This is a genomic window from Pseudomonas sp. S49, assembly GCF_009866785.1.
Taxonomy (GTDB): Bacteria; Pseudomonadota; Gammaproteobacteria; order Pseudomonadales; family Pseudomonadaceae; genus Aquipseudomonas.
Map to the genome: position 1 here is coordinate 3,543,467 of NZ_CP019432.1, position 18,254 is coordinate 3,561,720.

General features: G+C 58.7%; 17 protein-coding genes. 9 read left to right on the forward strand and 8 right to left on the reverse strand.

What is annotated here, in order from left to right:
• Nucleotides 1-7: 7 nt before the first annotated feature.
• Nucleotides 8-1,582 carry a RimK family protein gene (locus PspS49_RS15630; protein WP_160040215.1) on the reverse strand — a complete coding sequence of 525 codons (1,575 nt, stop codon included), beginning with the start codon at nt 1,580-1,582 and terminating at the stop codon, nt 8-10.
• Nucleotides 1,583-1,674: 92 nt separating this feature from the next.
• Here PspS49_RS15630 and PspS49_RS15635 point away from each other — a divergent pair, with 92 nt between their 5' ends.
• Nucleotides 1,675-2,775 (forward strand): peptidase C39 family protein, encoded by a 1,101-nt coding sequence (locus tag PspS49_RS15635; RefSeq protein WP_160040217.1) that lies wholly within the window; start codon nt 1,675-1,677, stop codon nt 2,773-2,775.
• Between the two features lie 107 nt (nt 2,776-2,882).
• On the opposite strand, the gene PspS49_RS15640 is transcribed toward PspS49_RS15635, so the two are convergent.
• Both PspS49_RS15640 and PspS49_RS15645 read right to left on the reverse strand, forming a co-directional pair.
• Nucleotides 2,883-4,037 (reverse strand): PQQ-dependent sugar dehydrogenase, encoded by a 1,155-nt coding sequence (locus PspS49_RS15640; protein ID WP_160040219.1) that lies wholly within the window; start codon nt 4,035-4,037, stop codon nt 2,883-2,885.
• Between the two features lie 53 nt (nt 4,038-4,090).
• The gene (locus tag PspS49_RS15645; protein WP_127927830.1) at nt 4,091-4,411 is read right to left on the reverse strand and encodes a hypothetical protein; all 321 of its coding nucleotides are present in this window, start codon (nt 4,409-4,411) and stop codon (nt 4,091-4,093) included.
• A gap of 190 nt (nt 4,412-4,601) precedes the next feature.
• On the opposite strand from PspS49_RS15645, the gene PspS49_RS15650 reads away from it, so the two are divergent.
• Nucleotides 4,602-5,468: a Ku protein gene (locus PspS49_RS15650; protein ID WP_160040221.1), complete on the forward strand. Its 867-nt coding sequence runs from the start codon at nt 4,602-4,604 to the stop codon at nt 5,466-5,468.
• Between the two features lie 164 nt (nt 5,469-5,632).
• Here the strand turns inward: PspS49_RS15650 and lpxO are convergent, their stop codons facing one another.
• A complete protein-coding gene (gene lpxO / locus PspS49_RS15655) occupies nt 5,633-6,532 on the reverse strand; it encodes a lipid A hydroxylase LpxO (RefSeq protein WP_160040233.1) in 900 nt (299 codons plus the stop codon).
• 376 nt (nt 6,533-6,908) lie between these two features.
• On the opposite strand from lpxO, the gene PspS49_RS15660 reads away from it, so the two are divergent.
• Nucleotides 6,909-8,495, forward strand: a complete 1,587-nt coding sequence (locus tag PspS49_RS15660) for an ABC-F family ATPase (RefSeq protein WP_077572769.1) — start codon at nt 6,909-6,911, stop codon at nt 8,493-8,495.
• Between the two features lie 279 nt (nt 8,496-8,774).
• Complete coding sequence (locus tag PspS49_RS15665; RefSeq protein ID WP_150775937.1) at nt 8,775-9,962, forward strand: MFS transporter; 1,188 nt, start codon at nt 8,775-8,777, stop codon at nt 9,960-9,962.
• Between the two features lie 23 nt (nt 9,963-9,985).
• Here the strand turns inward: PspS49_RS15665 and PspS49_RS15670 are convergent, their stop codons facing one another.
• Complete coding sequence (locus PspS49_RS15670; RefSeq protein WP_160040235.1) at nt 9,986-11,023, reverse strand: dienelactone hydrolase; 1,038 nt, start codon at nt 11,021-11,023, stop codon at nt 9,986-9,988.
• A gap of 236 nt (nt 11,024-11,259) precedes the next feature.
• Nucleotides 11,260-11,871, reverse strand: coding sequence for an FMN-dependent NADH-azoreductase (locus PspS49_RS15675; protein ID WP_160040237.1), 612 nt, complete (start codon nt 11,869-11,871; stop codon nt 11,260-11,262).
• A 126-nt stretch (nt 11,872-11,997) separates the two neighbouring features.
• On the opposite strand from PspS49_RS15675, the gene PspS49_RS15680 reads away from it, so the two are divergent.
• Nucleotides 11,998-12,906 carry a LysR substrate-binding domain-containing protein gene (locus tag PspS49_RS15680; protein ID WP_127927842.1) on the forward strand — a complete coding sequence of 303 codons (909 nt, stop codon included), beginning with the start codon at nt 11,998-12,000 and terminating at the stop codon, nt 12,904-12,906.
• A complete protein-coding gene (locus tag PspS49_RS15685; protein WP_160040239.1) occupies nt 12,903-13,262 on the forward strand; it encodes an MmcQ/YjbR family DNA-binding protein in 360 nt (119 codons plus the stop codon). The genes PspS49_RS15680 and PspS49_RS15685 overlap by 4 nt, the downstream gene beginning before the upstream one ends.
• A gap of 121 nt (nt 13,263-13,383) precedes the next feature.
• Here the strand turns inward: PspS49_RS15685 and PspS49_RS15690 are convergent, their stop codons facing one another.
• Nucleotides 13,384-13,812: a DUF1294 domain-containing protein gene (locus PspS49_RS15690; RefSeq protein ID WP_160040241.1), complete on the reverse strand. Its 429-nt coding sequence runs from the start codon at nt 13,810-13,812 to the stop codon at nt 13,384-13,386.
• Nucleotides 13,809-14,639, reverse strand: coding sequence for an undecaprenyl-diphosphate phosphatase (locus PspS49_RS15695; RefSeq protein ID WP_127927848.1), 831 nt, complete (start codon nt 14,637-14,639; stop codon nt 13,809-13,811). The genes PspS49_RS15690 and PspS49_RS15695 overlap by 4 nt, the downstream gene beginning before the upstream one ends.
• Before the next feature lie 304 nt (nt 14,640-14,943).
• Here PspS49_RS15695 and PspS49_RS15700 point away from each other — a divergent pair, with 304 nt between their 5' ends.
• From PspS49_RS15700 to PspS49_RS15710, 3 genes are all read left to right on the forward strand, one after another.
• Nucleotides 14,944-16,578 carry a methyl-accepting chemotaxis protein gene (locus tag PspS49_RS15700; RefSeq protein WP_127927850.1) on the forward strand — a complete coding sequence of 545 codons (1,635 nt, stop codon included), beginning with the start codon at nt 14,944-14,946 and terminating at the stop codon, nt 16,576-16,578.
• A gap of 255 nt (nt 16,579-16,833) precedes the next feature.
• Entirely contained in the window at nt 16,834-17,397 is a 564-nt protein-coding gene (gene pnuC, locus PspS49_RS15705; protein ID WP_160040243.1) for a nicotinamide riboside transporter PnuC, read from the forward strand.
• Nucleotides 17,394-17,918: an AAA family ATPase gene (locus PspS49_RS15710; RefSeq protein ID WP_160040245.1), complete on the forward strand. Its 525-nt coding sequence runs from the start codon at nt 17,394-17,396 to the stop codon at nt 17,916-17,918. The genes pnuC and PspS49_RS15710 overlap by 4 nt, the downstream gene beginning before the upstream one ends.
• Nucleotides 17,919-18,254 lie beyond the last annotated feature (336 nt).

The following is an 18,254-nucleotide window of genomic DNA, read 5'->3' on the forward strand; positions in this document are numbered from 1 at the left end:
CGGCGCCTCACCAGGCCTGACCGCGACGTTTGAGTTCCAGACGGCGCACGAATTCTTCCAGCACCAGTGAATACAGATCGTCGTGCAAATAAGCGTCTTCGATGCCGGCGTCGAGGTTGGGGTTGTCGTTGACTTCGATCACCACGACTTTGTCGCCCGCCTGTTTCAAATCGACACCGTAAAGGCCGTCGCCGATCAGATTGGCGGTCTTCACCGCTAACTCCACCACCGCGCGCGGCGCCTCGTGGATTGCCATCGTGCGGCATTCGCCGTTGACGTCCTGGCCTTTGGCCTTGTGGTTGTAGATTTGCCAATGGCCCTTGGACATGAAGTATTGGCAGGCGAAGATCGGTTTGCGGTTGAGCACGCCGATGCGCCAGTCGTACTCGGTGTAGAAAAACTCCTGAGCCAGCAGCAACACCGAGTGTTCGAACAGTTCGGCGGTCGCTTCGAGCAGCGCCTGCTGGCTTTCGACCTTGATCACCCCACGGGAAAAACAGCCATCGGGAATCTTCAGCACCAGCGGAAAGCCAAGCCGCTCGCCGACCCGTTCGAAGTCTTCGGGTCGCTCCTTGTAAAGGATCTCGGTGGCGGGCATACCCAGTTGATGGCTGTTGAGCAGATCGGTCAGATAGACCTTGTTGGTGCAGCGTAAAATCGATGTCGGGTCATCCATCACCACCAGTCCTTCGCTCTCGGCTTTCTTGGCAAAGCGATAGGTGTGATTGTCGACGCTGGTGGTCTCACGGATCAGCAAGCCGTCGTACTCGGCCAGACGTGCGTAATCCTTGCGTTCAATCAGCTCAACATCGATGCCCATGGTTTTGCCGACCCGGACGAAATTCGCCAGTGCCTTGGCGTTGGACGGCGGCAGGGCTTCTTGCGGATCGTGCAGAATCGCCAGGTCGTAGCGCGCCACTTGCGGAGAACGCGGTACTCGCCAGACTTTACGGCTGAAACCGTCCAGCGCATTGGCGAACTGATCTTCCTGATCATCGCGCAACTTGTGCAAAGCGCCAGACTTTATCCCTTCGATGTGCCAGCCGTTAGTTCGTCGAAACTCAACTAACAGAATCGGACAGGGAAATACTTCAAACAACTGCCGGGCCAGATCCTGTAAGGGCTCGATATGGGTTCGGCCAAAATACAGGGTCAGGGTAAAACCTTCGGTATCACTGTAGAGGTGATGGCTGAGGGCTTTTTCCAGGGTTTTATCGAGATCATCCAGAGCCAGACCGTACAGTGATTTTTTCGTCAACTCGCTGATGGTGCGCACCGACGGAATCACCTTGTGCCCTCGTGCTTCGGCCAGCAACGAGCAGTAGTAGCCATGGCCCAGGTACTTGTAGCTGCGGCACAGATTGATCACCTGCACGCGTTTTCCCGACTCGCTGTCACAGCTGTGTTCGAGGTATTCCTGGGCGGTCACGATGTCTTCGCTGGGGAAGTATGAAGCCCAGTCTTCCTTGCGCTCGACAATAATCAACACTTGACTGGAGGCTTTAATCGCTGAACTTAAAAGAGTTGCCGCCGGCAAACTTTGCTCGGATACTTCGCGCCAATGACCCTGTACCGCTGACATAGAGATTGATCCGTTGGAGAACAAGACCTTTTCTATTAAGCACGAAGTTTTTTGAAAGTCTCGTTTCGTTACGCAACTTTTACGGTGGTCATATGAAGGCTGTTTTTCGTTTGGCGGTAGTTGAGGACTTGCCGGCGCTGCTGGTACTGGAAATGCAATGTTTCACCACGGACCGGCTCACCAGTCGCAGCTTTCAGTGGATGATCACCCGCGCTCACGGCCGGTTGCTGGTGGCCGAGTCCAACGGTCAATTGCTGGGTTACGCGCTGGTGTTGTTCCATCGCGGCACTTCACTCGCGCGGCTGTATTCCATCGCACTCGCCGTCGAGGCGCGCGGCACCGGCCTGAGCAAACAATTGCTGCAACGCATTGAGGCGCTGGCGCTCGAACACGACTGCGCGTATCTGCGCCTGGAGGTTCGCTTAGACAATCCCGCCGCGATTGCGCTGTATGAACGCAATGGCTACCGGCGCTTTGCACTGATTCACGATTACTACGAAGACCACGCGGATGCGCTGCGCTTGGAGAAACGCATTCTTCAGCACCGCGACTCGCGCAGCATCAAGGTGCCCTACTACCCGCAAACCACCGATTTCACTTGCGGCCCGGCGTGTCTGCTGATGGCCATGGGCGCACTACAATCTGAACGCTTGCTGGAGCGGCGCGAAGAATTGCAGATCTGGCGTGAGGCGACCACGGTGTTCATGACCTCCGGCCATGGCGGTTGCAGCCCGCAGGGATTGGCGTTGGCGGCATGGCGTCGGGGTTACAGGGTGGGTTTGCAGCTGAGTCTGGCCGGGCCGTTATTCCTTGACGGTGTGCGTGATGCGCATAAAAAAGACGTCATGCGCCTGGTACACGAAGAGTTCACCGCGCAATTGCAGGAGACCGATGTTGAGTGTTTGATCGGTGCGTCTCTGGATCTGCCGCGACTGCTGGACGCCGGTGGGCAGCCACTGGTGTTGATCAGCAGCTATCGACTGACGCGCTCTAAATCGCCGCACTGGGTGGTCGTGACCGATTGCGACGAAGATTTCGTTTACCTGCACGACCCGGATGTCGATCACAGCCAGCATCGACAGCCCATGGATTGCCAGCATGTGCCGGTGAGCCATGGTGAGTTCGAGAAAATGTGCCGGTTTGGCCGGGGCAAATTGCGTGCTGCGGTGGTGCTGTATTCCCGCGAAACGTGAGCCTGCACATGTAGGAGCCGCCGCAGGCTGCGATCTTTTGATTCTGAAAAACAAGTCAAAAGATCGCAGCCTCGTTGCACTCGACAGCTCCTACAGGGGAATACCCGTCAAGGTGTGGGCTTCAGGCCGATCTTGTACAGCGAACCCTTCTCCTCATCGGTCAGCACATACAAATAACCATCCGGACCTTGCCGCACATCGCGAATCCGCTGATTCAGTTCACCGAGCAAGCGCTCCTCGTGCACAACCTTGTCGCCATCGAACTGCAAACGAATCAATTCCTGAGTCACCAAGGCTCCGATAAACGCATTGTGCTGCCACGGTTTGAAGCGATCGGCATCGTAGAACGCCATACCGGTGACGCCCGGCGACTTCTCCCAGACATGGTGCGGCGCGACCGTGCCTTCGGCGGTTTTACCCTGGGCTTCCGGGATCGGCTGCATCGAGTAATTGATGCCGTGGGTCGCCAGTGGCCAGCCGTAATTCTTGCCGCGTTCGATGATGTTCACCTCATCGCCACCGCGCGGGCCGTGTTCGTTCTCCCACAACGTACCGGTCCAAGGATTGAGTGCTGCGCCCTGCGGGTTGCGCAGGCCGTAGGCCCAGATCTCGGGACGAACGCCAGACTGACCAACAAAGGGGTTGTCATCCGGCACCTTGCCGTCCGGGTAGATGCGCACGACCTTGCCTTGCAACTTGTCGAGATCCTGCGCCGTTGGCCGGTCGTTGTTCTCACCCAGGGTGATGAACAGATAGCCGTCGCGGTCAAACACCAGCCGCGAACCGAAATGATTGCCGACCGAAAGTTTCGGTTCCTGACGGAAGATCACTTTGAAATCCTTCAGCGTCTTCAAGTCATCCGAAAGCCGACCACGCCCGACGGCGGTGCCGGCCTTGTCACCGGCACCACCGCCTTCGGCATACGACAGGTAGACCAGGCGATCCTCTTTGAAATCCGGCGACAGCACGACATCCAGCAACCCGCCCTGCCCTTTGGCCCAGACCTGTGGCACGCCGGAGATCGGCGCCGACAGTTTGCCGTCAGCGCCCACCACACGCAGATTGCCGGGACGCTCAGTGACCAGCATGCCTTGGCGATCCGGTAGAAACGCCAGTGCCCACGGATGCTCGAGCCCCGCGGAAATGGTCGTGACTTCGAGGGTGCCCTGTTCGCTTTGCAGCTTTTTAGGGGCGGCGGCGAATACCGGAGCGCTGATCAGCGCTCCGGCACACAGTGTGGCTAGAAGAGTTTTACGCAACATGCACGATTCCTTTTGTTCGTTTGCAATGGCCGGCAGAACCTCAGTCCTGCCGCTCAACGGTTGCTGTCTCCGCTGCGCGAAGGTGGATTGGGAATGAACGTGGGTGGTGTGCCCGGCACCGGGCGGATCGGCTGGCCGTTGCCAATGCCTCGGTTCTCGACCGTAGGCTGACGTGGCGTCGGCACAGTGTTCGGCCCCCGAATGGGCGGAGCGCTGGGCTGGGTGCCCTGCATGCTGTTGGGGTTGGCCCGGCGGATCGGGCTGTTGTAGGGGTTGTTGCTGTTGCCGGTAGGGCTTTGCGCCAACAGGACGTCGGCATGAACCAGACCGCCACTGAGGGTCAGGACGACGATGCCAAGCAGAATTCGGTTCATGACACTGCCTCTCGATGGGGCCGGGGATAGAGCCTTCGAGTCCACGCTACGCCGAGGGTTCGGATTTGTTAACCCACAAGCCTTAAACAACATGTAACACGACTTGACCGAGTCCCCGAAACCCCGTGCATTCCGGGGAAACTTTCAGTCACAGCCACAGGTCATCCGATCATCACTCGGAGAACTCACCATGGCTCGGGCAATCTGGAAAGGCGCAATCAGTTTCGGACTGGTGCACATCCCTGTCGCACTGGTCTCGGCGACGTCGTCGCAGGGCGTGGATTTCGATTGGCTCGACAGCCGCAGCATGGACCCGGTGGGTTATAAACGGGTGAACAAGGTCACCGGCAAGGAAGTCACCAAGGAGCACATCGTCAAAGGCGTGGCCTATGAAAAAGGCCGTTATGTGGTACTCAGCGAAGAGGAAATCCGCTCGGCGCACCCGGTTTCAACGCAGACCATCGACATTTTTTCTTTCGTCGACGCCGAACAGATTCCCCTGCAAAACATCGACACGCCCTACTATCTGGCACCCGACAAACGCGGTGGCAAGGTCTATGCGCTACTGCGCGAAACCCTGAGCAAAACCAATAAAGTCGCCCTCGCCCGTGTGGTCCTGCATACGCGCCAGTACCTGGCGGCGTTGATGCCGCTGGAGTCTGCACTGGTGCTGGTGAAACTGCGTTGGCCGCAGGAGGTACGTGGCCTCGACGAGCTGGAACTGGGCAGCGAAGTGACCAAACCGCAGTTGGCCAAGGGTGAGCTGGACATGGCCAAACGGCTGGTGCAGGACATGAGCGCGGACTGGAAGCCCGAGGATTACAAGGATGAGTTCGAAGACAAGATCATGGCCCTGGTCGAGAAAAAGGCCCATGAAGGCAAGATCGAGGATGTCGAAACGGTGGGTGGCGAGGAAGAACGCAAAACTGCTGATGTGATCGACTTGACCGAGCTGCTCAAACGCAGTCTGGGCGGGAAAGCGCCGGCGAAGCCAAAAGCGAAGGCCGCCACCAAGGCTGCGCCAGCCAAGAGGACAAAGAAGGCCTCTGGTGAATGACAATCCAAGGATCGTCAGGCAACTGACAGGTTGTATTTGAGAGAGTCATCGCTAGCAGGGTAGCTCCCACAGGGTTCTGAGTCGAATGCAAAAATTGCTATCACTCAAGACTAAAGTGGGAGCGAGCCTGCTCGCGAAGGCGCCAGCCAAACCAATGCAAAAATTCAGATCAGAATGAAGATCGCCAGCAAACCACCGAAGATCGCCCACTTCTCCATGTAGTAACGCTTGCGATTGCGTTTTTTCAGCTCTTTACCACGCAGGCGAATCTTGTAGATCCGGGTAAACAAACGGTTGATCCCGCCAGTACGGTCGCCAGCATCGTTCGGCGCACCTGCCGCCGACATAACGGTACGGCTGAACCAGGCGTTGAACGCTGCGGCCCAGCGGTACTTCATCGGCCGCTCGATGTCGCAGAACAGGATGATGCGGTTCTTGTCGGTGGTGTTTTCGGCGTAATGAATAAACGTCTCGTCGAACATTACCGCTTCGCCATCGCGCCAGTGGTAGCTCTCGCCATCGACATTGATGTAGCAGCCGGCGTCGTTCGGCGTGTCCAGGCCCAAGTGATAACGATAGGAGCCCGCATAGGGATCACGATGACGCACCAGCTTCGAACCCGGTGGCAGCTCGGCAAACATCGCGGCCTTGATCGAACCGATGTTCTGCACCAGCTCGGTGGTGCGCGGGCACAGCTTCATGGCCGACGGATGGCTCTCGCCGTACCACTTCAGGTAGAAACGCTTCCAGCCACTCTTGAAGAAGGAGTTGAAGCCAACATCGTCGTACTGGTTAGAGCGCTTGATCTCGCCGGCACGCAGCAGATTCTGCCCTTCCTCGCGGATTTCCTCCCAGTGCGCCTGTAGCGGGCTCAAGTCGGGAAAATCAGCCGGGTCGAGGTAAGGCTTGTTCGGCTTTTTCGAGAACAGATACAAGAAGCAGTTGATCGGCGCGAGGAACGTCGAATGGTCGCTGAGCTGTCGGCCGAGTTTGTGGCGCACACGGCCACGAAGATGAACGTATGCAATTGAAATGACATAAATAGCAGCAATGATGAGTTTCACGGAAATCGTCACACGTCAGAAGTGAACAAACTGCGCGCCGGCGGCCTGAAGCCCCGCGTCTTAAGCAGTGGTCTGAATACACATGGCACGTCCTTGGCCCGCGCCGTTACCGGACGCTCGGTGAAAGGTGGCATTTTAGCCACAGTTTGTAACCGATAGTGAACCTTCATCTGTGAAAAACTGTCCCGCGATCATGCCAATCGGCGATCGTGGCGTCTTCGCCCTATCGTTTAAAGAGCCAGACCAGTACAATCGCCGCCAAACTTTACGCGCCCCCTTGGTTGATGTCGGGATTCTCCCGCTTCAGCGCACTTTGACTCGGGCCGAGCGCTCCAGCCGCACCTCGCTTTTTAAGAATGCTTCGCAGGAATAACTCTTGATTTCTACAGCTAACATCACGATGCAGTTCGGCGCCAAGCCGCTCTTCGAAAACGTTTCGGTCAAATTCGGCGCGGGCAATCGCTACGGCCTGATCGGCGCCAACGGTTGCGGCAAGTCGACCTTCATGAAAATCCTCGGCGGTGACCTCGACCCGTCCGGTGGTCAGGTCATGCTCGAGCCGAACGTGCGTCTGGGTAAATTGCGCCAGGACCAGTTCGCCTACGAAGAATTCACCGTGATCGACACCGTGATCATGGGTCACGAAGAGCTGTGGAAGGTCAAGGCCGAGCGCGATCGCATCTACTCGCTGCCGGAAATGAGCGAAGAAGACGGCATGGCCGTGGCCGAGCTGGAAACCGAATTCGCCGAAATGGACGGCTACACCGCCGAATCCCGCGCCGGTGAACTGTTGCTGGGCCTGGGTATCGGCATCGAGCAGCACTTCGGCCCGATGAGCGAAGTTTCGCCGGGCTGGAAACTGCGCGTATTGCTGGCGCAGGCGCTGTTCTCCGATCCGGAAGTGCTGTTGCTCGACGAACCGACCAACCACTTGGACATCAACACCATTCGCTGGCTGGAAAACGTTCTGACCCAGCGCAACAGCTTGATGATCATCATCTCCCACGACCGTCACTTCCTGAACAGCGTGTGCACGCACATGGCTGACCTGGATTACGGCGAGCTGCGTCTGTTCCCGGGCAACTACGACGAGTACATGACCGTGGCGACCCAGTCGCGCGAGCAACTGCTGTCGGACAACGCCAAGAAGAAAGCACAGATTTCCGAGCTGCAATCGTTCGTCAGCCGCTTCTCGGCCAACGCCTCGAAAGCCAAACAAGCGACTTCTCGCGCCAAGGCGATCGACAAGATCCAGCTGGCCGAGGTCAAGCCTTCGAGCCGCGTGAGCCCGTTCATTCGCTTCGATCAGAACAAGAAGCTGCACCGTCAGGCAGTCATCGTCGAAAAAATGGCCAAAGGCTTCGACGGCAAACCCCTGTTCAAAGACTTCAGCTTCCAGGTTGAAGCCGGCGAGCGCGTGGCGATCATCGGCCCGAACGGTATCGGTAAAACCACCCTGCTGCGTACCCTGGTCAACGAACTGACCCCGGACGCCGGCGCCATCAAGTGGACCGACGCCGCGGAACTGGGCTACTACGCTCAGGACCACGCGCACGACTTCGAAGACGACGTTACGCTGTTCGACTGGATGGGTCAGTGGACTCAGGGCGAGCAGATGATTCGCGGCACTTTGGGCCGCATGCTGTTCTCCAACGACGAGATCCTCAAGTCGGTCAAAGTGATTTCCGGTGGTGAGCAAGGTCGCATGCTGTTCGGCAAGCTGATCCTGCAAAAGCCGAACGTGCTGATCATGGACGAACCGACCAACCACCTGGACATGGAATCGATCGAGGCGCTGAACCTGGCGCTGGAAAACTACCCGGGCACGCTGATCTTCGTCAGCCACGACCGTGAGTTCGTATCGTCCCTGGCCACGCGCATCATCGAGCTGAGCCCGGATGGCGTGACTGACTTCAGCGGCACTTACGATGACTACCTGCGTAGTCAGGGTGTGGTGTTCTAAAAAGCAGCTTCTAGTGTTGAGCTGTTAGCTTCAAGCTAAAGCCCTGTCCATGTGACGGGGCTTTTTGCATTTCAGGGTGAGGGATTTGCTGGTGCGGCTACCTTCGCGAGCAGGCTCGCTCCCACCTTTGGAATGCATTCCCCTGTGGGAGCGAGCCTGCTCGCGAAGGGGCCATCAGCAGCTACATCAATCCTCAGGGAAGTAGTTAGCCTGCTTTCTTTTATCTCAAGCCCACGCCATGATGCGAACTCTCCCACCGCCGCCCGCGAACGAGTCCTCATGTCTGCGCAGCAACTGCCACCGCAAAGCTCCATGGCGATCACCCTGCAGATCGTCTCCATCGTTTTCTACACCTTTATTGCGTTCCTCTGCATCGGTTTGCCGATCGCGGTGTTGCCCGGTTATGTGCACGAACAATTGGGTTTCAGCGCGGTCATCGCCGGGCTGGTGATTGGCTCGCAATATCTGGCCACCCTGCTCAGCCGGCCGATGGCCGGGCGCATGTCGGATACACTCGGCACCAAACGGGCGATCATTTATGGCTTGTGGGGGATTGTCCTCAGCGGCTTGCTGACGCTGGTCTCTACGCTGCTACAGGACTTTGCGCTGACCAGCCTGATCATCTTGATTATCGGGCGTTTGCTGCTCGGCATCGCGCAAGGGCTGATTGGCGTTGGCACGATCAGTTGGTGCATGGGCCAGGTCGGGGTCGAACACACGGCGAAATCCATCGGCTGGAACGGCATCGCGTCCTATGGCGCGATTGCCATTGGTGCGCCGCTGGGTGTGGTAATGGTCGCCGATTACGGTTTCACCAGCCTCGGCATCGCGCTAGCGGTCCTTGCGGCCGGCGCACTGCTGCTGATCCGCAACAAACCGTCGGTGCCGGTGATCCGTGGCGAGCGGCTACCGTTCTGGGCCGTGTTCGGGCGGATCGCGCCGTATGGCGCCAGCCTGACCCTCGCCTCGATCGGCTACGGCACGCTGACCACGTTTATCACCCTTTATTACCTTAATCGCGGCTGGAGCGGCGCGGCGTATTGCCTGACAGTGTTCGGCGTATGTTTCATTCTGTCGCGGCTGCTGTTTATTTCGGCGATCAGCCGTTTCGGCGGCTTCAAATCGGCGATCGCCTGCATGACCATCGAAACCGTCGGGCTGCTGATGTTGTGGCTGGCACCGTCCACCGCTTTCGCTTTGATCGGCGCGGGACTGGCGGGGTTTGGCCTGTCGCTGGTGTACCCGGCGCTGGGCGTCGAAGCGATCAAACAGGTGCCGAGTTCCAGTCGCGGTTCGGGCTTGGGCGCTTACGCGGTGTTCTTCGATCTGGCGCTGGCGATTGCCGGGCCGCTGATGGGCGCGGTGGCGTTGAATCTGGGGTATTCGTGGATATTCTTCAGTGCGGCGCTGTTGTCGGTGATCGGGCTGGGCCTGACCCTGCTGCTCCAGCGCCGGGCGACGACCTAAAGTCCTACAGGGGATTTGCGGGGTTATTGATCCGCGGTTTGCATGCCGGCCCGGGTTGGTCTGCCCAGTATATGCGAGAAGAACCGCCCGGCCTCGGAGATGAGGTTGCGATGGATATCCTCGCGATCCACCCCATCAGCATCGGTGCACAGCGCCGGCATCGCGCGAATCTGCTCTTCATTACACGGCGCCATAAAAACGAAGTGCCCTGCCCCGGCCAGCAGCTTGAAATCCGGCGCTGTCGGCAGTTTGCGCGCCAGCGCGGCAGCGTTCTTGTCGAAGGCCACCAGTTTGTCGCCGTCGCCGCTGTAGAGCAGCACCGGCACATGCACATCAGCCAGGGTGTGACGGCCGAACTTCAGGCTCAGCGGCGCCATCAGCAGCAACGCATGCACGCGCGGATCGGCCACCGGTTGCAGGTCATCGCGATCGACGATCAATTCACCCTGCGTATTGCAGGCGTCACGATCATCCGGACGTTCCTGGCAATAACGACGCAGGCGATCGAGGTCCGGTTGCGCCCCGGACAGAATCAACGCCGTCTCGCCGCCCGCCGAATAACCGATCACGCCCACCTGTTCGGCATTGACGTACGGCGCGAGCATGCGGTCGCCGAGGGTTGCAGTGATCGCTTCGGAAATCTGGATCGGCCGCCCGTACAGATTGCTCAGGGTACCGAGTCGGCTGTGGTCTTTGGAGTTGTCACCGGGGTGAATCACCGCCACCACGACAAAGCCTTTGCGTGCCAGCGAGGTGGCAAGGTCGTGCAGCGCCAGGGGCGTGCCGGTGTTGCCGTGGGAGAGCATCAACATCGGAAAGCGGCCGATGGCGACTTTGGTGTCTTCGCCGGCCTCGACTGAGTAGCCCTCGAGCAGGCTCATGTGTTCGCGATCGCTGGAGGGATAAAACGCGATGGCGCGCATCGGTTGCAGATCCAAAGGATCGAGGAAGGTCATCTCGTGATAGCCGACGCTCCACACAGGGTGTCGCCCAGGCGCAGCATGCACTGTGTTAAGGCTGCCAAGCAGGCAAATCAGTAACGTTGCACAAAGACGCATCATGGGATGCCCCACCCTGTTGTTACTCAATCGAAAGATCCGTTGCGTGGCGGGCCAGAACCACCGGGGATTCGGTGTTTCGGTACGACATCGCACTCAGATGCTGATTGTCTGACTGCATAACCCGGGCCAGATTATGTAACAGTCAGAAACAAAAAACTCCGTATTCGCCCCTTGCGGAACCAGAATACAGAGTTTTTCGGGTGTTACCTGAACATCAGCTGTTCTTTACGCAAGCCTTACGCCGCGGCGAACAATTGCTCGCTGATTTTCGCTTGCGCAGCGGTCATCGCGTTGTTGCGCACTTCTTCGCCATACGCCAGACCTTCAGCGCGGACGATTTCGATGTCGGTGATGCCGAGGAAGCCCAGAACCAGCTTCAGGTATTCTTCGTGAGCGATGCCGCTGGCCTGACCGGCATGGATACCGCCGGAGGTCGAAACGATCACCACTTTCTTGCCACCGCACAGGCCTTCAGGGCCGGCTTCGGTATAACGGAAGGTCTGACCGGCAACCGCAACGCGATCGATCCACGCCTTGAGTTGAGTCGGTACGGTGAAGTTGTACATCGGCGCTGCAATCACTACGGCGTCGGCAGCAATGAATTCGGCCAGGGTCGAAGCGCTCAGTTCGGCTTCGTGCTGTTGTGCGGCGTTGCGCAGTTCAGCGGTGGTACCGGCGGCGACCAGTGTGGTCGACGAGAAGTGGCTGATGGCGTCGGTGGCCAGGTCGCGGTAGGTCACGACAGCGTTTGGCTCGGCGGTTTGCCAGGCTTTGACGACTTCGCTGCTCAACTGACGGGAAGCCGAGTTGTCGCCCAGAATGCTCGAATCGATATGCAGCAGTTTCATGTGGAATCTCCTGGAATGAATCGCCGATGGCGACGGAATGGAGACAATCCTACGCAAGAAACCAATGGATGATTAGCCGCCTGAAATGCGATAGTTTGTCCCACTGATAGAACAGTGGATTTCCCTATGCAAGACCTCAACGATCTTTACTATTTCGCCAAAGTCGTCGAGGCCGGCGGGTTCGCGGCGGCCGGGCGCTTGCTGGGCATTCCCAAGTCACGACTGTCACGGCGCATAGCCGAACTGGAAGAACGCCTCGGCGCGCGTTTGCTGCAACGCACCACCCGACAACTCAACCTCACGGCGGTGGGTGAACGCTATCTGCGTCACTGTCAGGCGATGTTGCTGGAAGCAGAAATGGCCGATGAGGCCGTGGCGAGCATGTCCAGCGAGCCGCGCGGCCGTTTGCGGGTCTCCTGCCCCACCGGTCTGGCCCGGGAAATGTTGCCGTGGGTCATCAGCGAATTTTTAGGCAAATTTCCGCAGGTGCAACTGGAAGTGGTATTGCTCAATCGCCGGGTCGATCTGGTCGGCGAAGGTTTTGATGTCGCGCTGCGTGTGCGCGAGCACGGTGACGAAGATCCGTTGTTGGTGACCCGGCGTTTGCGCCAGGCGCAAATGGTCGTGGTGGCCAGTCCGGCATTTATCGATGGGCAAACGATCAACCATCCGCAAGACCTCAAAAGCCTGCCCGTGCTCGGCGCGCTGGAGGCGGATCGCATGGTGCATGTGCGCTTGCTCGATCAGCAGGGCCATAGCTTTGAACTGAACATGGAAGCGCGCCTGGGCATCGATGACTTTATTGTGCGCAAAGCCTGCGTGCTGGCGGGTCAGGGTTTCACTTTGCTGCCGATGATGTACTGCGAAGAGGAACTGAGAAACGGCACCCTGGTGCAGTTGCTGCCAGAGTGGTCGCTGCCCGGCGGCTGGCTGCAAGCGGTGTATCCGCATCGGCGCGGGGTGATGCCGGCGGTGCGCGCGTGGATCGATCATCTGGTCGAGTCGTTCAATGCCTGTGGGGAGCGGTTGTTATGAGCAAGGGAAAGATGAGCGAAGCCGACGTTGCGGCGTTCTGCCTGGAACTGCCGGGCGCTCGGGAAGATTACAAATGGGGTGGCGTGCGGGTGTTCTCGATTGCCGGCAACAAGATGTTTGCCTTGCAGGGGCTGCGCGGGGATTCACTGGCATTCAAGGTCGACAAGGATCTGTTTCTCGGTCATTGCGACCGCCCGGGGATTCATCCGGCGCCGTATCTGGCGCGGGCGCAGTGGATCATCATGCATCCGCCCTACCCGCTGGGTGCTGAGGAGTTACGCGGGTTGTTGCAGCGTTCGCATCAGTTGGTGGTGAGCAAGTTGCCGAAAAAGACCCAGGTGGGATTATTGCTCTAACCCCAATCCCCCCTGTGGGAGCGAGCCTGCTCGCGAAAGCGGACTTTCATTCAACGATGATGTTGTCTGACACGGCCTCTTCGCGAGCAGGCTCGCTCCCACATTGGTTTTTTGCAGTTCTTTAGAACAGCGTCAGCAGGTTCGAGCCAAGAAACAACTGGTCGATCCAGAACACTTGGTGCAGCACGACAATCACCCAGAACAGAACCTGAAACGACACCTTGCGCGTCTTGTGCCGGAACACCTGCTGGGCAATCAACGCGCCCGGCCAGCCGCCCGCCAGCTCTACGGCATGCAGGATGTTCTCCGGTGTACGCCAGGCAGCCGTCTGCGCCTTGCGCTTATCGGCCCAATACATGAAGAACGCTAGCACGCTGACGATCCCGTAAGCGGCCAGCGGCACCAGCGAAATCCCGCGCAGCCACATCGACAACGAGCCGAACAGCGGCAGCGCGCAGACGATCAGCAGAACCAGCAGTTTCAATTTCAGGTGCTGAATGTTGCCGCCCGAAGGTCGCCCTTCGGGCCGGCGTGCGCGGGAATCACTCATGGTTTGGCCGCCGCCCAGTCGATCCAGCCAAACTGCCACGTCGCCAGAATCACCAGACCAAACACGATTCGATACCAGGCGAACGCCGCGTAGCTGTGGCTGGCGATGAACTTGAGCAAGCCGCGCACGGCGATCATGGCGAAGATGAACGCCGTGACAAAACCGATGGCGAACACCGGGAAGTCTGCCGGTACAAACAGATCGCGGTACTTGTAGCCCGAGTAAACCGCCGCACCGACCATGGTCGGCATGGCGAGGAAGAACGAAAACTCGGTGGCGGTCTTGCGCGACAGGCCGAACAGCAACCCGCCAATGATCGTCGAGCCAGAGCGCGAGGTGCCAGGAATCATCGCCAGACACTGGGCGAAGCCGACTTTCAAGGCATCTTTCCAGGTGATTTCGTCGACCGTCTCAGCGTGCACTTCATGCTGACGCTTTTCCGCCCACAACATGATAATGCCGCCCACCACCAGTGCTGTCGCAACGGTAATCGGGTTGAACAGGTATTCGTGGATCAGGTCGGCGAAGATCACGCCCAGCACCACAGCGGGCAGAAACGCGATCAGCAGGTTGGCGGTAAAACGCCGTGCGCTTGGCTGGGTCGGCAAACCGATGACCACATCGAAGATCTTGCGTCGAAACTCCCAGACCACCGCAAGAATCGCGCCGAGCTGGATGATGATATTGAACGCCATGGCTCGTTCGCCGCCGAATTCGAGCAAGTCGGCAACAATGATCTGGTGTCCGGTACTGGAAATGGGCAAAAACTCCGTCAGCCCTTCTACAACTCCTAGTATCAGTGCCTGCAAGGCCGTCCAAAGATCCATCAATCCCCCAAAGAGCGATGCGCGCCGGCATGCCCCGATAGTATTTTTTTACGTTCACTGCGATCAGCGTAGCTGGTTGTGGCTGTACCGATTCCGCGCGCACAGGATCCACACGAAACGGTCAAAATTCCGTGAAATATCAATTTGGATTCAGGTTTTCACGCGCGGGGCCGAAATCCTAACAGACAAGCCTTAATAGCGCTGCCGCGTTATACGACTTGGGTCGCGTATGCCCGCTCACGAAATCGTGGTTGGATGCTGGCGGTCGTTTATTACAAGAAAAAGAATCCGGAGTGACAGCGTTATGAACAGCTTGCGCAGTGTGTCGATCAGCCGACGCTTGTGGCTCATCTTGATTGTGGCGGTGGTCATGTTGCTGACCTTGGGCGTGTTGATGCTCAAGCAGATCCACGACGACCTGTATCACGCCAAGGCCCAGAAAACCCAGCACGTGGTACAGACGGCCAGCGGCCTGCTGACCTATTACCACGACCTCGAAACCGCCGGCACTTTGAGCAAAGACGCGGCGCAGAAGCAGGCGCTGACGGCGATTCGCGGCCTGCGCTACGACCAGAGCGATTATTTCTGGATCAACGACCTCACGCCCGTGATGGTCATGCACCCGACCAATCCGAAACTCGAAGGCCAGAACCTCTCGGCGATCCGCGATCCGGACGGCTTTGCGGTGTTCAACGAAATGGTTGCCATCGCCAAGGCCAAAGGTGCCGGCATGGTCGACTACCGTTGGCCGAAACCCGGCGCCAGTGAGCCGGTGGCCAAGACTTCCTACGTCAAACTGTTCGAACCTTGGGGCTGGGTGCTTGGCTCCGGGGTTTATGTCGATGATGTGCAGGCGGAATTCCAGGGCCAAATGATCAAGGCTTCGGTCATCGGCTTGGCGATTGCGCTGATCATGGCGCTGCTGGTGATCCTGATCGCACGCAGCATTGTGCGTCCGCTGCAAGAAACCGTGAACGCCATGGCCAACATTGCCAGTGGTGAAAGCGACCTGACCCGCAGTCTCGATACCCATGGCAAGGATGAAGTCACCGAGCTTGCGCATCACTTCAACGCCTTCACCGCCAAACTGCGACGGGTGATCGGCGATTTGCAGGTGTCGGCCAGCGCCTTGGGTCAATCGTCCAGTGAACTGGGCAACGACGCCTCGCAGGCCCAGCAACGCAGCCAGCAGCAATCGCAGCAGATGGAACTGGTGGCCACGGCGATCAACGAAGTGACCTATGGCGTGCAAGATGTGGCGAAGAACGCCGAGCATGCCGCCGCCGAAATGCGTGACGCCGAAGCGCAGGCGCAACAGGGCCAGATCAACATCGACGGCAGCTTGCAGCAGATCGACAAGCTGTCCGGCACCATCGATCAAGCGGTTGAAGTGATTCGCACCCTGGCGGCCGAAAGCACCCAGATCGGTAGCGTGCTGGAAGTGATCCGCTCGATTGCCGAACAGACCAACCTGCTCGCACTCAACGCCGCGATTGAAGCCGCCCGTGCCGGTGAACAAGGTCGGGGGTTTGCCGTAGTCGCGGATGAAGTGCGCTTGTTGGCGCAGCGCACGCAGAAGTCGACAGCGGAAATCCAGTCGATGATCGAGCGCCTGCAGAACCATTCCGAGGCGGCCGTGAAGGTGATCGGTGACAGCAGCAAGGCGTCGCAATTGACCATTGAACAAGCCGGGCTGGCCGGTGCCAGTCTGAATGCCATCGGCCAGGCGCTGCGCAATCTCAATGGCCTGAATGCGTCGATTGCCAGCGCTACGTTGCAGCAGGCGCATGTGGTCGAGGACATCAATCAGAACGTGACGCAGGCTGCTGGCCTCTCGCACAGCACGGCGATCGCGGCCGAGCAGTCGAGTGCCGCCAGCCTGCGCCTCGGCCAGTTGAGCGAACAACTCAACGCCCTCCTGCGCCAGTTCCGCGTCTGACCCGTGTAACTCTGGTGAGCCCACCCCTCACCCCAGCCCTCTCCCCGAGGAGAGGGGGCCGACCGAGGTGTCTCAAGCTATACGTCGACCTGAAAAATCGAGTCGATTATGGATTCAACGCAGAAAGACCAGGTCGGCGTATCTCGAACATCCAACTTGGTCAGTCCCCTCTCCCTCCGGGAGAGGGTTAGGGTGAGGGGTTTGGCCCAATGCAGTACAATCCGCCCCCTCCTCAATTTCCCCCAAGGAACCCCCATGTCCGGGCTTGAACTGTTTGCCGCCGCCCTTGGCGTGATCGCCGTGTGGCTGACGGTCAAACAGAATCCGTGGTGCTGGCCGATCGGGCTGATCATGGTGCTGCTCTACAGCTGGATCTTCTTCGAAGTGAAGCTGTACTCGGACATGTTGCTGCAAGTGATTTACGCCGCATTGCAAGTCTATGGCTGGTGGCAATGGACTCGCGCCGGGACGATGCATGACGGCCGCGAGGTCACCCGCCTCGATCAACGCTCTATCCTGATCGGCCTCGGTGCTGGCGCGGTCGGCAGCCTGCTGCTCGGCGCGGCCATGGCCCACTGGACCGACGCCGCGCAACCGTGGCTCGATGCCGCGCTCACCGGTTTCAGCCTGGTTGCGCAACTGTGGATGGCGCAGAAACGCCTGCAATGCTGGGCGTTGTGGTTTGTGCTCGATGTGATCTTTGTCGGCTTGTTCATCTATAAAGGGCTGTACCTGACCGCTGCGCTGTACGGTCTGTTCACTCTGCTGGCCATTCAAGGCTTTCGCGAATGGCGCGCTGACCCGGCGTTGCGCACATGAAGGTCGTGGTGCTGACCGGGCCTGAATCCACCGGCAAGAGCTGGCTGGCGGCGGGCCTGCAACAACGCTTTGGCGGTGTGCGCGTGGATGAATACGTGCGCCGCTTTATCGAACTCAATCCCCGTGACACCTGCCTGGCCGACATCCCTGCCATCGCTCGGGGCCAGTTGCAACGGGAAGATGAAGCGCGGGCGCAACAGCCGTCGTTGCTGATTCTCGACACTCACTTATTGAGCAACATGCTGTGGAGCCAGACGCTGTTCGGTGACTGCCCGGACTGGTTGGCATCCGAGTTGCTGACCCGGCATTACGACCTGCACCTTCTCTTGTCCCCGGAACAGGTCGACTGGACCGATGACGGTCAGCGCTGCCAACCGGATCTGGACGAGCGTCTGGCGTTTTACCAGTCCACGCAAAACTGGCTGGAAACCCACCATCAGCGCTTTCTGATCATTCAGGGCAATTGGGCCGAACGCCAACGACAGGCTTTTGCCGCCGTCGAGCAACTGCTGGCGGAGTGACCCGGCCAACGGGTCAGTTTCCCCAATGATCCCCCCTGTTTTGGGGGCAAAGTGTCCGATCCTGAAACACTCCGTGAGGTGCAAAGTGCCCGTCTCAGCACTGTTCACTGTTTTGTCATCGCCGTTGTTTCACGGTTGAAACACATCGTCGCAAACCCTCGTTCCAGAGCTTTGTTCAGCCAATAGACAGGTCGGCGCGCGCACGCGTGTATCAATCCTGAAACAGTGTGTGTATCAGCTGCGCGGCTGATTTTTGCAAGCATCTGAAACCAAACGACATTTAAAAAGCGGCACAGCTTTCGCTCTCTCCTTCACAACGCTGACTCGGGCCAGCCC

Coding starts and splice junctions, on each gene's coding strand:
- PspS49_RS15630 (WP_160040215.1), bottom strand. CDS start 1,582: ATGTCAGCGGTACAGGGTCATTGGCGCGAAGTATCCGAGCAAAGTTTG.
- PspS49_RS15635 (WP_160040217.1), top strand. CDS start 1,675: ATGAAGGCTGTTTTTCGTTTGGCGGTAGTTGAGGACTTGCCGGCGCTG.
- PspS49_RS15640 (WP_160040219.1), bottom strand. CDS start 4,037: ATGTTGCGTAAAACTCTTCTAGCCACACTGTGTGCCGGAGCGCTGATC.
- PspS49_RS15645 (WP_127927830.1), bottom strand. CDS start 4,411: ATGAACCGAATTCTGCTTGGCATCGTCGTCCTGACCCTCAGTGGCGGT.
- PspS49_RS15650 (WP_160040221.1), top strand. CDS start 4,602: ATGGCTCGGGCAATCTGGAAAGGCGCAATCAGTTTCGGACTGGTGCAC.
- PspS49_RS15665 (WP_150775937.1), top strand. CDS start 8,775: ATGTCTGCGCAGCAACTGCCACCGCAAAGCTCCATGGCGATCACCCTG.
- PspS49_RS15670 (WP_160040235.1), bottom strand. CDS start 11,023: ATGATGCGTCTTTGTGCAACGTTACTGATTTGCCTGCTTGGCAGCCTT.
- PspS49_RS15675 (WP_160040237.1), bottom strand. CDS start 11,871: ATGAAACTGCTGCATATCGATTCGAGCATTCTGGGCGACAACTCGGCT.
- PspS49_RS15680 (WP_127927842.1), top strand. CDS start 11,998: ATGCAAGACCTCAACGATCTTTACTATTTCGCCAAAGTCGTCGAGGCC.
- PspS49_RS15685 (WP_160040239.1), top strand. CDS start 12,903: ATGAGCAAGGGAAAGATGAGCGAAGCCGACGTTGCGGCGTTCTGCCTG.
- PspS49_RS15690 (WP_160040241.1), bottom strand. CDS start 13,812: ATGAGTGATTCCCGCGCACGCCGGCCCGAAGGGCGACCTTCGGGCGGC.
- PspS49_RS15695 (WP_127927848.1), bottom strand. CDS start 14,639: ATGGATCTTTGGACGGCCTTGCAGGCACTGATACTAGGAGTTGTAGAA.
- PspS49_RS15700 (WP_127927850.1), top strand. CDS start 14,944: ATGAACAGCTTGCGCAGTGTGTCGATCAGCCGACGCTTGTGGCTCATC.
- pnuC (WP_160040243.1), top strand. CDS start 16,834: ATGTCCGGGCTTGAACTGTTTGCCGCCGCCCTTGGCGTGATCGCCGTG.
- PspS49_RS15710 (WP_160040245.1), top strand. CDS start 17,394: ATGAAGGTCGTGGTGCTGACCGGGCCTGAATCCACCGGCAAGAGCTGG.